We start from the raw sequence: 13,515 nt of genomic DNA on the forward strand, positions 1-13,515 counted from the left end.
CTTATACCTTAAATTTCTGAATTAACAGCTGCAGTTCATCAGCCATAACGCTTAAATGAGCAACTGCTGCCGATATTTCCTCACTGGAGGCTTCCTGCTCTTCAAGCGAAGCGGCCACACTTTGCGTATTGTTCGAGGATTCCTGTATGATCTCAGTCATCCGCTCCATCATACTCACCGTTTCGTGTGAATTGGCATGCACTTGTTCTACGATAGCTGAAACTTCATGAGATTGTGATGAAATCTCTCCCACGGTATTGGCAATATCATGGAATGCGATTCCTGATTGCTGTACTTGATCAAGCCCTTGCTGAACTACTTTTGTTCCTTGGCTCATTGCAAGTACTGCTCTATTGGCGTCAGCTTGGATCTGTTGAATGAGTCCACCAATTTTCTCTGCCGACTGTCCTGACTGATCCGCGAGTTTCCTCACTTCTGAGGCTACTACTGCAAATCCTTGACCATGTTCACCTGCATGTGCTGCTTCTATAGAAGCGTTGAGAGCGAGTAAATGTGTCTGATTCGCAATGTCTGTAATAGCAACGGTAATCTCATCAATCTCCTTCGATTTACCTTCTAACGCGTGAATCACGTTCGAAGCTTCTTCAACGGTTTGTTGAATAAGATTCATCTGCTGAATGCTCTGCGATATAACCTCGGTCCCGAGCTTGGCTCTACCGTTCGCCTCTGCTGAGGAATCCGCCATACTTTGTATAGCTGAAGCAGCTTGATCCATCCCTCTCGATATTTCAAGTACAGCCTCTGTTGAATGTGTAATACTGGACAATTGTTCTTCCGCTCCGACTGCAACTTCATGAATAGCCAGATTAATCAGTCTACTCGCTTCACTCGTTTGTTCTGTACTTGCAGATAGCTGCTGTGAAGAAGATGAAACCAGTAATGAAGCTTCTTTAACCTGCTTGATAACGATACTTAAATCCTTGGACATTTGACTAATCGCCCGCATCAGCATTCCTGTTTCGTCTTTACTCTTTATCTCTATGTCTTCTATTGTAAGATCACCGCTTGCTACAACTTGAAGCCTTTGAGCCGAAGTTTGAATCCGCTGAATCATAGGACGAGTAAGAACATAAAACAGCAAGAATGCGATAAGTAGAATAATCGATCCTTCAATTACGATCCTTAGCATCATATCCATCTTTAACTGCTGGATGCGTTCATCGGCATCAGGTGCCCCTACATACCACATACCAATAATCTTTCCACTGGAATCTTTGATAGGCATATAGGCTGCCTGATACGTGTGCCCGACGACATTGGCTTGACCTAGGTAAACCTGTCCTTCGTGTAGAACCTTCTGAGCTACTTCATCTGACGCTTTCGTTCCCATAACACGTTCTCCATCTACAACAACATTCGTAGTTACTCGTGTATCGCCTAGAAATAAAGTCGCCGTATCCCCATTCGTCAATCGACCTATGGCGTCGACAATCTCATAATTATTATTAATCAGCGTCTCGCCCTTGTATAACTTATTCTCTTTTACTTGCCAAGAGCCAGGATATTTCGCATCTATGATCTCCATCCCCGTTAACAAGTCAGACTGTGCCTTCTGTAATGCTTCCCCTTCAATTACCGCCGTCATCTTCACACCTTGCTGATAACCCAAAACTACATAGGAACCGACCAAAATGATCATGGTTAGAACAAAAAGACGGGTGCGAATGGACAAGGTCGAGCTCCAATCAAATAAACGTTTCAATGTCGTTCTCCTCTGACGGTTTGATACTTCCATACACGAGTACCTAAACCGAATATAGTGGATGTTTTATACTGTGTAAGCGCTATTGCTCTAATTCTTATATCGGTGTTCTCATGCTTTCTATTTAGCTCTTACTTGTCCTAGATCTGTAGTGTTATGATCCCCTCATCCAGCTCATCATTTTCGATTAACATTTGAATTTGACAACTGTACGAATCTATAGCAAATAAATCATTATATAATTCTACCTCGATGTAATTTTGGACTTTTAAACTGTTTTTCTCGATATAATTTAGTATTTTTGTCACTCTTTCTTCTTCGTTCTCTTTACGATAAGTGAGCGTTATATACTTTCCTTCCGGAAGAATTTGCACAGACGAATCAGCTGCCGTTTTATCGTCCCCTTCAAAACCATGAAACACATACTGAGGTTCAAGTTCCCCTTCTCCATTCAGACTATATAAAATACCTCTTTCCATAGTCATCTTCCTCTGCTGTTCCCTTATAATTTTCTCTAAATCAAAATAATAGAGCATCTCTTTGAGATTTCCGGCTTCCCGGCATGGAGATGTTAAAACATAACGCTTTTCAAAATATCGAACAACAATTTGATCCTGATTGATCATTTTTTTAGAAGACTCGACATTCTTGTTTAGGTTATCAATATTTTGAATAACTTCTTTCATTCTTTGCAGATTTTCTTCTGCCTCTTGTCTTTTCAACTGCAGAAATTTAATTAACTTATCCGTGTTACTTTCTCGAAAAATCTCTTGAAGATCTTTAATACTTACACCGAGAGAACGACAGCCTTTAATGATATCTATATAAATTAATTGATCGAGGGAATAATACCTATAACCAGACATGTGATCAATATATGCGGGCACCAAAATGTCCATTTTATGATAATAGCGTAGTGCTTTTATTGATATCTCTTTTAATTCGGCAACTTCACCGATTGAGAATAGGTTTTTGTTTTTCAAATGAATTACCTCCTTTTTTTCCCTCATAGGCCCATTCTTGACTCTCCCCTTAGGGTAGACATTATGCTCATTGATATAAAGAGTAATATTCGAAGGGAATGTGTATTAACATGTCTAAGTCTGAGGTTATCTATAGGGAGATCATAAAGGATGATTATGAACCGATCAAAATATTAATTAATGAGGCCTTCGGTATTCATGACCTTATTCAAGATCGAAAATTTCTTAACGTCATATTGGACCTTTACTTGCAAAGCTGCATAAGAAGCAGTTCATTCAGTAAAGTCGCAGTTAAAAATAACAGAGTTATTGGTATTATTCTTGGGAAAGCTAAAGAAGATAAACATCGATTAGCTAAAACCCATAATATTGTACAACTTATGAATACGCTCTTCAAAATCATCATGGCCAACAAGAAAAATAGACAGGCCGCTAAAGAACTAATGAAGGTTCAAAGTACGTATAAAGCGTTAATGCAAGGAAAAGAAGGAGATTTTCAAGGATTCATTGAGTTGTTCATCGTTTCAAATGAATCAAGAGGGCTTGGGGTAGGAAAGACACTACTACATCATTTATCCGATTACATGAGAGGAATGGATGTCGAATCGATCTACGTGTATACAGATAACCGATGTAACTTTGGATTTTATGATAGCCAGAACTTTAAACGTCTTGATGAAAAAGAAATCTTACTCGGCCCCCATCAAATTGGTCTACAAGTTTTTTTATACGGTTATCAGATTTCCAATTAATGTACTGACGTTTTCAGCAAGAAAGGAGCAGCATATGTGCACTGCATTAACACTTACAAGTAAAGACGGTTTTCATTTTTTCGGCAGGAATATGGATATCGAATATGAATTCAATCAATCCGTCATGTTTGTTCCAAGAAACTTCAATTGGGACAATAGAGGGAGTGGTGAGTCTAACCACACGAAATATGCATTAATAGGTATGGGGATGAAGAAGGATAACCATCCACTACTCGCAGACGGTATGAATGAGAAGGGATTAGCATGTACAGGGCTTAACTTTCTTGGCTTTGCCCATTATGAGGATCAGTGTATATCTGGAAAAGTAAACTTAGGCCCCTACGATGTCATACTTTGGATCTTATCCAACTTTGAATCTGTTTCTGAAGTTAAATCTGCTATAGAGAATGTGAATCTAGTCAATAAGCCCTTTGCTCCGAATCTGCCTGTTCCAACCCTTCACTGGATGGTTCATGATTCGAATGATGATTCCATTGTTATTGAAATCACGGCTGAAAGACTTGCTGTATATGATAATAAAGTTGGCGTGTTAACGAACCAACCTTCATTTGATTGGCATCTTATGAATTTGAATCAATATGTGGCGTTATCACCTGCTCAGCCGGATAATACGACTTGGCACAGGCAGCCATTAGAACCGATCGGTAATGGCCTGGGACTAAAGGGAATTCCCGGTGACTTTTACCCTTCATCCCGGTTTGTTCGATCTGCTTTCCTCAAGAGTCATGCCGCATTCCTTCATACGAAAGAATCTACAATTTCAGAATTTTTTCATATCCTCAACAACGTTGCCCCTATAAGTGGCTCTGTTCTAACACAAGAGGACAAGCCATTCATTACCGTGTATTCGTCTTGCATGTGTCTGGAAAGCGGCGAGTATTACTACACAACGTACAACAATAGTCAGATCAATGCGATTAACATGTTCCATGAGGATTTAAATGGTCATGAGATCAAAGTGTTTGAATACCTAGATACTCAATCGATTCACTTCCAAAATTAATAAAAACACCTTCAGGTAGAACCCTATCGAATGATAAGGATTCCATCTTGAAGGTGTTACTTTTTATTCTAAGGTTTGCGAGAGGATAATCTGAACCATCGTGCCATAGCTGCTATCGGACTGAATCGTTACACCATAGGCAGAACCATAATATAGTTTAATTCGTTCATCCACATTCTTGATCCCAACACCGCCAAGCTTTGTCGTTCTACTAGAAGTGTTCTGCTGCAAGTTGTTAACATCAAATCCCTCACCGTTATCTTGAATGGTGAACACGATGTCCTGTTCTCTTGCCTCAGCACGAATCTCAATTACGCCTTGCCGTTCTAAACCACGAATTCCGTGATATAACGCATTCTCCACAATGGGCTGCAGAAGAATCTTAGGCATCTTCATCTGCAGTAAGGAAGGGTCGTAGTCTATGGTGTAGGTAAGTTGTTCGCCATAACGCTCCTTTTGAATAAACAGATACTGCCTTACATGGTCCAGTTCGTTTTCTACTGTTGTGAGCTCGTTCCCACCACTTAGAGAAAGACGGAAGAACTGGGCTAATGCTTTCGTAATCTCAATTACCTTTTCACTATCATTAAACTCAGCCATCCATACAATGGTATCGAGTGTATTGTACAAGAAGTGCGGATTAATCTGACTATGAAGTGTACTGATTTCCGAGCGCCGTAAATCTTTTTCCTTATCCGTAATTTCTTGCATCAGTTTCTTGATCTTTAGGATCATACTATTAAAATGCCTAGAAAGACTCTGAGCTTCATAACAACCTCGATGGTCAACCGGTATTTCTACGAGCCCTTGCTCAATCTCTTGCATAGCCATCTCTAATTTCCGAAAAGGTGTTGTAATCCGTCCGGTAAAGATAACGACACTTGCGGTCGCAATGACCAGAAATCCCAATCCAACCAGAATAAAGATATGAAAGAGCTTATCTTTGATCGCAGCAAGCTCATCCTGTGACGAGACACCCACGTAGATCCAATCGGCATTTTTCATAGAATACGTATGTGTTAAGGTACGCTCATGGGCATCATATGCAGCAGGATTACGGGCGATTGTCTGTAAAGCTTGCTGCTTCGTCTCATTTTGAAAATAAGCCGGATCTTCGTGATACACAACTTCGCCTTTTGCATTTAGTATAAATGAGAATCCCGTATGACCGAGATCTAGATTCGCCAAATAATCCTCTATCACTTTGTACTGAACATCAATCAGAAGAACGCCAATATTTCTCCCCTGCTCATTCTTTATCTCACGACTAAGTGAAATGACCCAATTGTCTTTATCCATGCTAAAGCCTTGCATACGGGCGGAGGTCAGCACGGGCATATTGCCACTATGAATGGCAGATACATACCATGCTTCCTTCATCATATTACCGGACATGCTCATCGAGAGACCTGTCTCATTCGATATAATCTGTCCATCTTTACTCACAATGACAATCGACTCCATGAAGGAATCGGTAGCCATGGTCGTATTAATGGTTGAGAGAATCTTTTCTTTCACTTGCGGATCGCGTTCCTTATCCGAAAGATAACCGACCAGTTGCGGGTCCTCAGCAAGCATTCGTGAGACGGCTTTAAGCCGGTCAATATAGAGGTCAATGTACATACCGCTTTGCTCTACTGCATTTTCGGTATTCGTTGTAGCTTCTTTTTGAACAATGGATGTGATGCTCTGATATAAGATCATTCCAATAACGAGCAGTGTCAGAACACTCGCGACAACATAGTGAAGGGCAATTTGCACACGTAATTTTTTCAGCATGTGGAATCGAGATTTACTCATCCTTGCTCTCTCGCTTTTTCGCGGAATTGATTAGGAGATAGCATGAACTTCCGCTTGAAGGAAGCACTCAGATAATTGGGATCTTCGAAACCAACAGCAGCAGCGATCTCATAAATCTTCATATGCGTACTTAGCAGCAAAATTTTGGCACGCTCTAACCGGATTGTGATCATATATTCTTGAAAAGTTTGACCATACAGACGTTTAAACAAGCTGCTTAGATAGGACGTGCTAAGCGCTAGCTGCTTGGCTAAATATGATAATGAGAATTCAACATTCGCAATGTTGTCTTCAATCTCTTGCATAATTTTTGCTTTATATCCCGTGTCATCGATCGTATCGCTATTCTTTTTTAGATCTTGAACGATGCGTGATACCTCGATATCATTATCTGCCTGTTGCCTTTTGGCAATCAGTTTTTGTAATGTTTGTTGAACGTCTTTTTTGGAAACGGGCTTTAAGACATAGTCGTCAACTCCCGCTTTTAATGCAGTGACTGCGTAATCGAAATAATCGTAACCTGTGATCAGAGCAATTTTTACACTTGGCTTCAAGGCTTTTACGGCACTGGCAAAATCAAGACCGTTCATTTTGGGCATATTAATATCGGCTAAAATCAAATCAGGCTCATGTGCTTTGAAAATATCTAGCGCGGACTCCCCATTTGAAGCTTCAAATACTTCGGAGATCGACAACGCATCGAAATCAACAAATGAGCGAATCCCTCGGATAATAATAGCTTCATCATCCACTAATAATAGCTTGTACATGGCCCTAGATTCCCCTCTTCTCATCATTTCACCCATTGTAAGCACAAAGAAAGATGGCTCACACCACCTTTCTAAGGTTACTTAGATCTATTGTACACAAATGTACTTACTTTGTAAGATGCACCAGATATCCATATCCGGCTGCTTCCATATCCGCTTGAGGTATAAAAGTAATTGCAGCGCTATTGATGCAGTAACGCAAGCCTCCCCGATCCACTGGACCATCATTAAATACATGACCTAAGTGGCTATCTCCCACGCGGCTTCTTACTTCTGTACGAACCATGTTATAACTTGTATCTTCATATTCAAGCACAACGGCTGGATCAATTGGTTTCGTGAAGCTTGGCCAGCCACACATGGAATCATACTTATCAGCAGAGGAGAATAACGGCTCGCCTGTGACGACATCCACATAAATGCCTGGCTCATAATTATCCCAGTACTCATTAGAATATGCTCGTTCTGTTCCTTTGCCTTGTGTGACTTCATACTGTTCTTTCGTTAATTTCGCTTTAATTTCTTCATCACTCGGTTTAGGGTAAAGCGCTGGATCTATAAGCGAGGGTATCTCTTGATTCTCCAATGAGTCAAATTCCACGTGACAATATCCATTTGGATTCTTCTCCAAGTAATCTTGGTGGTACTCTTCTGCAAGCGTGAAATTCTTTAACGGCTCCACTTCGGTAACAATCGGATCGTCGTAGCGCTCTTGTTCTTTGGCTATTACTCGGTCAATAATTGCTCGATCTGCCTCGTTCGTATAATAGATTCCTGTGCGGTATTGCTTACCACGGTCATTTCCTTGCTGATTCAGCAGCGTGGGGTCAATAATTTTAAAATAATAGGTCAGCAGTTTCTCCAAATCCACTCGATCGGGATCATACTTCACATGTACGGTCTCGGCATGTCCCGTATTCTCACGCACTACTTGTTCATAGGTTGGGTTCTCCGTGTTGCCATTTGCATAACCCGATGTTACATCATAGACACCATATACTCGTGACATATATGCCTCTACACCCCAAAAACAACCACCAGCCAGCCATATTTCTTGTAGATTATCCTCATCAAATGTTAATCCTTCGTTCGGATTATCCGGATATTTAGAGTCTGCCTTGGCCGTTTCGGCTGAGCCATTCGAGCTATTCGTGGCTTTGACCATTCCACAACCTGCAAGCACGATAACTAGCGTTAGCATGACAAACCATCCTACCTTTTTCACAAAAGTCACAGCCTTTCTTTACTGAATGGTTTTAAATTTTTCTATGATTTGCTCATTCCCAACATGACCCGGAAGCGTCTGAATGAGTTTACCGCTAGAATCGATATACGCCGAAGTCGGATATCCTCTGACCTGAAACTGTTCTGCAACTTTGCCTCCTTCATCTAGCAATACTGTTAAATCTGGCGCTTCTTCCACACCGCTAAACCACTTTTTAAAAGCGGCTGTATCTTTTTCATTCTTATAACCGGGGGCAACGACCGATAGAACGACAAAATCCTGTTCTTCTTTAGCAAGTGTATTCACTTCCTCTAGACCAGCTAAGCAGATGGAACACCATGAGGCCCAGAACTTCACATATACCTTTTGCCCGGCATAATCCTTTAAGCTATGTGTTTTACCATTCAAATCCGTCAGCGTGAAATTCGGTGCGCTTTGTTCACTTGCAGTCTCCTTGTCTTGTGATGCAGAATTACCTGATGAACAAGCTGCCAGTGCCATGACAGTAAACAGTGCGATCGCAATAAGCATAATCCTTCTCATACTTCTCTCTCCTTCTTACTGTGGAATTAGCGTAGTGAACCAGTTCAGATTATTCGTCATTAGAAATATCCCCATAATAATAATGATGACACCACCTGCCACCTTTAACCTTCCCATGTATTGTTGTAGTTTCTTCGTCTTTCGTAACAGAATATCTGAGAAGAGTGCCATAACTAAGAAGGGAATAAGTAAACCCAGTGCATAAATGAACATCAAGAATGCTCCATAGGATGCTTGACCTTCACTTGCGGATAAGCCCAATACCGCACCTAGAATCGGCCCAATACAAGGTGTCCAGCCGATGCTAAAGGTAAATCCAAGCAAGTATGTGCCGAGTAAATCGCGCTTGCTGCTACGGCTCATCTGTACTTTTTTCTCACGATTTAAAAAAGGAATGTTGAACAAACCAACTTGGTAGAGTCCAAGGAAGATAACCACGATACCGCAGGCCATGATGAACCAGCTCGCATTGATCACAGCACCTAGAAATCCAGCGCCAAATCCAAGGAGTACAAAACTTGTGGATAAACCTGTTACAAAAATAATCGTCTTCAAGATGAGAGGAACATTCAATGACCGCTTCGCTGTGGTGTGCTGAGGGCTTACAGATGAAGCATGCTCATTGGTTGATAATATCGATATATATACAGGCAGTAACGGCAGGATACAAGGTGAGAAAAAGGATAGCACACCTGCAAGGAATACCGAGCTAAGTAATAGCTGTTCCGTGACCATTCAAGGGCACCTCCTTTGGCGTTTATATCTGTATCATACGCATTTTGAACAGGAAGCAACATAGAATGAGTTTTCGTAAATCTTTGAAATGATCTTGTATTTTGTTGTTACAAATAGAAAAAACACCTTCACACGGAAATGACTAGGCATAGCTGCCTGTCATTCAGCGGAAGGTGCTTCTATTTATTGTTCTATACTGGGATTAAATCATAAGCCAACTTCATGATAATATCCTTATGCTGAGGATACTTAGCTAGCAATTGTTCCTGCGTAAACAATTCAAAATCCTGAAATTCAAAACCAGGTGAAACCATACACCCTACCAGAGAGAAGGTATCTTCCTCTTTTACGGATGAGCCAAAAATGGAGTTTTTCGGCACGAGCACTTGAGGAACCTCTCCATTCTCCAGGTCGATTCCTAGTTTATACTCTGTATAAACACCTTCTTCATCGATTACATGAACTGATAAGGGACTTCCCGCGTGATAATACCATAGCTCGTCCGATTTCAAACGATGCAAATGAGAGATGTCATTGGAGCCTAGTAGAAAGTAGATGCTTGTGTACAGCTTTCTTGTGCCTTCGAATTGGACCGATAATTCTTGATCTGATGTTCTTTCCTCAGATTCAAACGTTCTCTTGTAATACCCACCCTCTGGATGAGGAAGAAGTCCAAGTTTAGATACGTAGTACTCTGCATTATGCTTGTTCATCGGTGCATACCTCCAAGTGTGTCTGTATTATGTGTGCAATTACCAAACAAATAACCCTACAACCATTGCAGTTAAGCTAGATACAAGAAGTCCACTCACGAGCAATAACCAAGTGTACTTGGCAATGAACTTCGATTTTTGATCTCCAAACAATGCTTGCATACTTCCTAGAATAATACCAATGGTCGTGAAATTACAGAACGAGACTAGGAATGTTGAAATAACCGCTTCCGTATGCGGATTTAAGTTAGCGAGCATTTCACTGAGACTGGTCATCGCAACGAACTCATTGAGAACAATCTTCTCACCCATCAATTGACCTACAGATAAGATTTGCGAGAAATCAACACCCATTAAGAAGCTGATTGGTGCAAAGATAAACCCGAAGATACTTTGCAGTGTGAGATGGTCATTAAACAATCCGAGGAATGTATTCACAGCCGTAATCAGGGAGACGAAACCAATAAGCATAACCGCAATAATTAAGGCTAGGTTACCACCTGTCATCATACTTTTTGAGATCATATCGAAGAAATTACCCTTTTCCGACTTCGGTTGAGAATAGATAATATCCTCTTCCTTACTTACACGATATGGATTAATAATAGAGGTGATGATTAGCGCACCGATTGCGTTCAATGGAATAGCCGTCAACACATACTTCGGATCTAACAGCTGCAGATATCCACCGAGCATCCCTGCGCTAACACAAGACATACTAATCATGGCGATGGTTAGTAGCCGTTTGTCATCCATTTTGTTTAATTGGTTCCGTGTAACTGCGAGGGCCTCATTGTTACCAAGAAACATCACTTGTATGGAGTAAAAGCTCTCAAAACGAGGTGTTCTCGTAATTTTTGAAAATACCCAACCAATCGCATTAATAATCACTGGCAAAATGCCAAAGTACGTCAGTATATCAAAGAATACCACAACAAAAATGATAGGCATCAATACATTCATAAAGAATGTAAACGTAGAACCATCCAGAGGTGCGAACTCACCAAATACGAAATTCACGCCAGACATTGCACTATTGATTAACCATAAGAAAAACTCTGATATCCACGTAATCACATTTGAACCAATATCGGTGGATAACATGAACCAGGTTGTAGCTAATTGCAGAATCAGTAAGATCCCGATTGGTTTTAGCGCCACTTGCTTCTTATTGAACGACAAAAGATAGCTGACACCGAGTAGGACAATAATACCGATAAGATTGATCAAAAAATACATGTAGTTTTGCTCCTTCTGTATGTTCTAAGGTGTATGAAGCATTAAAAATGACACTCTCGTCCGATTCCATTAGCAAACGACCAGTAAAAAGCCCAGAAATAGTATTCACTTCCTTGAGTGAACAATATTCCTGGGCCACAAATAAATCAGACTCCTAGTTAGGGTACATAGGAGTCTGAAACACCGATATATCGCTACTCATAGTCGAAGCCTTTATGGGGTCCGGTAGAAACTCGCAGGCCATATCCCTGCAATTATATGAGAGAAACTATTCTTTTTTAATCTTCGGTTGAAAGTATAGCAGAAAATTTGCAATTTTAAAATGGTAAAGACCTTCCATACATCACTTTCTATGAACTACAGCAGCAGTAAATACAATGTTCAAGTCATCTCCTACATGGGATGCATCAGCGAGTGTAATCGTCATTGGAATAATCTCATCAGCAGGTACGGTAAACGGACCCATATCCTTCCCAGACAAATCAGTGCCGGTTACCGTGTGTTCTGCTTCACCCACAGATACTTTGTATGTACGACTTGGGTCAGCCTCAACATCCAGTCGAACGGAAACTTGACCTGCTTCCTTCACAGCAAGGTAACTCGTTAAACGAACCTGAGTTTTCTTCATCGTAAAATAATGTCCTTCATCAGCATAGCCATGGCCTATGTAAAGATTGTCCGCCTCAACCTTCCATACCCCGTCGATCTCACTGAGTGTGTTCTTCGGAATCACATAGAGTTCTCCTTCAAAATCCACTCGAATAACCGGTAACACTTCATCTAAAGCTTGTTCTGGAAGATCAATAATGAATTGATTTTCTTCGGTTGTATAAGAGAGAGCAGCTAATGCGCCATCTTCGATTACTTCAGTTACTTCATTGGCTACTCCGGTTAATATTAGCTTTCCATCTGCCGGCCAATTCGTTACGCATAAGTATAAACTTTCAGGGCCTGCAAGCACTTCTCCCCAAGCATGCTGATCAAAGCGTGTAGCAGAAAGATCGCCTGCAAAGGCCGGATGTCGCTCAATCCAGCTCCCCATTCCACGCAGCACTTCTGCTTCAAATTCCACGATAGAGCCATCTCCGCGTGGTCCGATATTTAGAAGATAGTTGCCGCCTCTAGCACGAATACTCACTAGACTTTGTACAAGCTCTTTGATCTTACCTTCCAAATCCTCGCGTTCCTGCCAGCTGCGATACCCCCAAGTCGAATGATAAATTGAAGCAGGCGTTTGCCAAGCACCATCAAGCGGAACGGAAGGAATTTCGTTATCCCCCAAAGTACGGAAATCACCGTTGTTATTCCAAATACGACTATTAATCATCGCCTCTGGTTGAAGTTCACGAACAAGACCTGCAATCTTTTCACTTTGCTCAAGTGTTGGGGCAGACATATCGAACCAAACCTCTGCAATTGGACCATAATTCGTTAATAGTTCGCGAAGCTGTCCTTCAATAATCGGTTCCATCGATTCAGGAATGGAATTACAGTTGTTCTCATCAAACTCATGACCTTGATGCCAGTCAACAAGGGAGAAATAGATGCCAAACTTCAATCCATGGTTGCGGCATTCTTCTGCTAATAGCGCTATTGGATCTTTGCCATATGGCGTTTTCTTCACGATATTATAATCCGTTGTTGCTGTGTTGAACATCGAGAACCCATCATGATGCTTCGTCGTGATGACAATATATTTCATACCAGCATCTTTGGCGAGTCGGCAAATTTCAGCCGCATCAAACCGCTCAGCCGTAAATTCTGCTGCAACCTTTAAATAGTCCTCTTCCGAGATATTAGCCCACATCTGGATTTGCTCATTATAGCCTCTGGTTACCGGCTCACCATTCCAAACGCCACCGATTTCAGAATAAAGACCCCAGTGAATAAACATGCCATATCGAAGACGCTGCCATTCAGCAGTACGATGATTCTCATGTAACGCAACAACACCTGGAATCGCTTTCAAATTTCCTGTCTTATTAGCCATTTATGAATCCTCCTGTAG

The 13,515-nt window shown here is 41.2% G+C and carries 12 protein-coding genes and 1 riboswitch; of the genes, 2 read left to right on the top strand and 10 right to left on the bottom strand.

Annotation, left to right across the window (positions count from 1 at the left end; genetic code table 11):
* Nucleotide 1 precedes the first annotated feature (1 nt).
* Both ACK8P5_RS25025 and ACK8P5_RS25030 read right to left on the bottom strand, forming a co-directional pair.
* The gene (locus ACK8P5_RS25025) at nucleotides 2–1,723 is read right to left on the bottom strand and encodes a methyl-accepting chemotaxis protein (protein ID WP_422658878.1); all 1,722 of its coding nucleotides are present in this window, start codon (nucleotides 1,721–1,723) and stop codon (nucleotides 2–4) included.
* Between the two features lie 140 nt (nucleotides 1,724–1,863).
* Nucleotides 1,864–2,733: a MerR family transcriptional regulator gene (locus tag ACK8P5_RS25030; protein WP_422658879.1), complete on the bottom strand. Its 870-nt coding sequence runs from the start codon at nucleotides 2,731–2,733 to the stop codon at nucleotides 1,864–1,866.
* An 83-nt stretch (nucleotides 2,734–2,816) separates the two neighbouring features.
* Here ACK8P5_RS25030 and ACK8P5_RS25035 point away from each other — a divergent pair, with 83 nt between their 5' ends.
* Nucleotides 2,817–3,458 (top strand): GNAT family N-acetyltransferase, encoded by a 642-nt coding sequence (locus ACK8P5_RS25035; RefSeq protein ID WP_422658880.1) that lies wholly within the window; start codon nucleotides 2,817–2,819, stop codon nucleotides 3,456–3,458.
* 34 nt (nucleotides 3,459–3,492) lie between these two features.
* Nucleotides 3,493–4,482: a choloylglycine hydrolase gene (bsh, locus tag ACK8P5_RS25040; protein WP_422658881.1), complete on the top strand. Its 990-nt coding sequence runs from the start codon at nucleotides 3,493–3,495 to the stop codon at nucleotides 4,480–4,482.
* Between the two features lie 63 nt (nucleotides 4,483–4,545).
* On the opposite strand, the gene ACK8P5_RS25045 is transcribed toward bsh, so the two are convergent.
* The 8 genes from ACK8P5_RS25045 to ACK8P5_RS25080 form a co-directional block, all read right to left on the bottom strand.
* Nucleotides 4,546–6,261: a cache domain-containing sensor histidine kinase gene (locus ACK8P5_RS25045; RefSeq protein ID WP_422658882.1), complete on the bottom strand. Its 1,716-nt coding sequence runs from the start codon at nucleotides 6,259–6,261 to the stop codon at nucleotides 4,546–4,548.
* A 17-nt stretch (nucleotides 6,262–6,278) separates the two neighbouring features.
* On the bottom strand, nucleotides 6,279–7,052 hold the full coding sequence (locus tag ACK8P5_RS25050; protein WP_422658883.1) for a response regulator transcription factor: 774 nt from the start codon (nucleotides 7,050–7,052) through the stop codon (nucleotides 6,279–6,281).
* A gap of 106 nt (nucleotides 7,053–7,158) precedes the next feature.
* Entirely contained in the window at nucleotides 7,159–8,253 is a 1,095-nt protein-coding gene (msrAB, locus tag ACK8P5_RS25055) for a bifunctional peptide-methionine (S)-S-oxide reductase MsrA/peptide-methionine (R)-S-oxide reductase MsrB (protein ID WP_422658884.1), read from the bottom strand.
* 42 nt (nucleotides 8,254–8,295) lie between these two features.
* The gene (locus ACK8P5_RS25060) at nucleotides 8,296–8,820 is read right to left on the bottom strand and encodes a redoxin family protein (protein ID WP_422658885.1); all 525 of its coding nucleotides are present in this window, start codon (nucleotides 8,818–8,820) and stop codon (nucleotides 8,296–8,298) included.
* 15 nt (nucleotides 8,821–8,835) lie between these two features.
* Complete coding sequence (locus tag ACK8P5_RS25065) at nucleotides 8,836–9,555, bottom strand: cytochrome c biogenesis CcdA family protein (protein WP_422658886.1); 720 nt, start codon at nucleotides 9,553–9,555, stop codon at nucleotides 8,836–8,838.
* Between the two features lie 191 nt (nucleotides 9,556–9,746).
* Entirely contained in the window at nucleotides 9,747–10,268 is a 522-nt protein-coding gene (locus tag ACK8P5_RS25070) for a cupin domain-containing protein (RefSeq protein WP_422658887.1), read from the bottom strand.
* Between the two features lie 39 nt (nucleotides 10,269–10,307).
* Nucleotides 10,308–11,507, bottom strand: a complete 1,200-nt coding sequence (locus ACK8P5_RS25075; protein ID WP_422658888.1) for a NupC/NupG family nucleoside CNT transporter — start codon at nucleotides 11,505–11,507, stop codon at nucleotides 10,308–10,310.
* A gap of 181 nt (nucleotides 11,508–11,688) precedes the next feature.
* A riboswitch (purine riboswitch) is annotated at nucleotides 11,689–11,789 on the bottom strand.
* Nucleotides 11,790–11,850: 61 nt separating this feature from the next.
* The gene (locus ACK8P5_RS25080) at nucleotides 11,851–13,497 is read right to left on the bottom strand and encodes an alpha-L-fucosidase (protein ID WP_422658889.1); all 1,647 of its coding nucleotides are present in this window, start codon (nucleotides 13,495–13,497) and stop codon (nucleotides 11,851–11,853) included.
* Nucleotides 13,498–13,515 lie beyond the last annotated feature (18 nt).

The organism is Paenibacillus sp. EC2-1, assembly GCF_049311625.1.
GTDB lineage: Bacteria > Bacillota > Bacilli > Paenibacillales > Paenibacillaceae > Paenibacillus_AQ.

What these genes read in the sequence shown, in the direction of transcription:
- ACK8P5_RS25030 (WP_422658879.1), bottom strand. Translation starts at nt 2,733, where the DNA reads ATGAGGGAAAAAAAGGAGGTAATTCATTTGAAAAACAAAAACCTATTC.
- ACK8P5_RS25075 (WP_422658888.1), bottom strand. Translation starts at nt 11,507, where the DNA reads ATGTATTTTTTGATCAATCTTATCGGTATTATTGTCCTACTCGGTGTC.
- bsh (WP_422658881.1), top strand. Translation starts at nt 3,493, where the DNA reads ATGTGCACTGCATTAACACTTACAAGTAAAGACGGTTTTCATTTTTTC.
- ACK8P5_RS25060 (WP_422658885.1), bottom strand. Translation starts at nt 8,820, where the DNA reads ATGAGAAGGATTATGCTTATTGCGATCGCACTGTTTACTGTCATGGCA.
- ACK8P5_RS25045 (WP_422658882.1), bottom strand. Translation starts at nt 6,261, where the DNA reads ATGCTGAAAAAATTACGTGTGCAAATTGCCCTTCACTATGTTGTCGCG.
- msrAB (WP_422658884.1), bottom strand. Translation starts at nt 8,253, where the DNA reads ATGCTAACGCTAGTTATCGTGCTTGCAGGTTGTGGAATGGTCAAAGCC.
- ACK8P5_RS25065 (WP_422658886.1), bottom strand. Translation starts at nt 9,555, where the DNA reads ATGGTCACGGAACAGCTATTACTTAGCTCGGTATTCCTTGCAGGTGTG.
- ACK8P5_RS25080 (WP_422658889.1), bottom strand. Translation starts at nt 13,497, where the DNA reads ATGGCTAATAAGACAGGAAATTTGAAAGCGATTCCAGGTGTTGTTGCG.
- ACK8P5_RS25035 (WP_422658880.1), top strand. Translation starts at nt 2,817, where the DNA reads ATGTCTAAGTCTGAGGTTATCTATAGGGAGATCATAAAGGATGATTAT.
- ACK8P5_RS25070 (WP_422658887.1), bottom strand. Translation starts at nt 10,268, where the DNA reads ATGAACAAGCATAATGCAGAGTACTACGTATCTAAACTTGGACTTCTT.
- ACK8P5_RS25050 (WP_422658883.1), bottom strand. Translation starts at nt 7,052, where the DNA reads ATGTACAAGCTATTATTAGTGGATGATGAAGCTATTATTATCCGAGGG.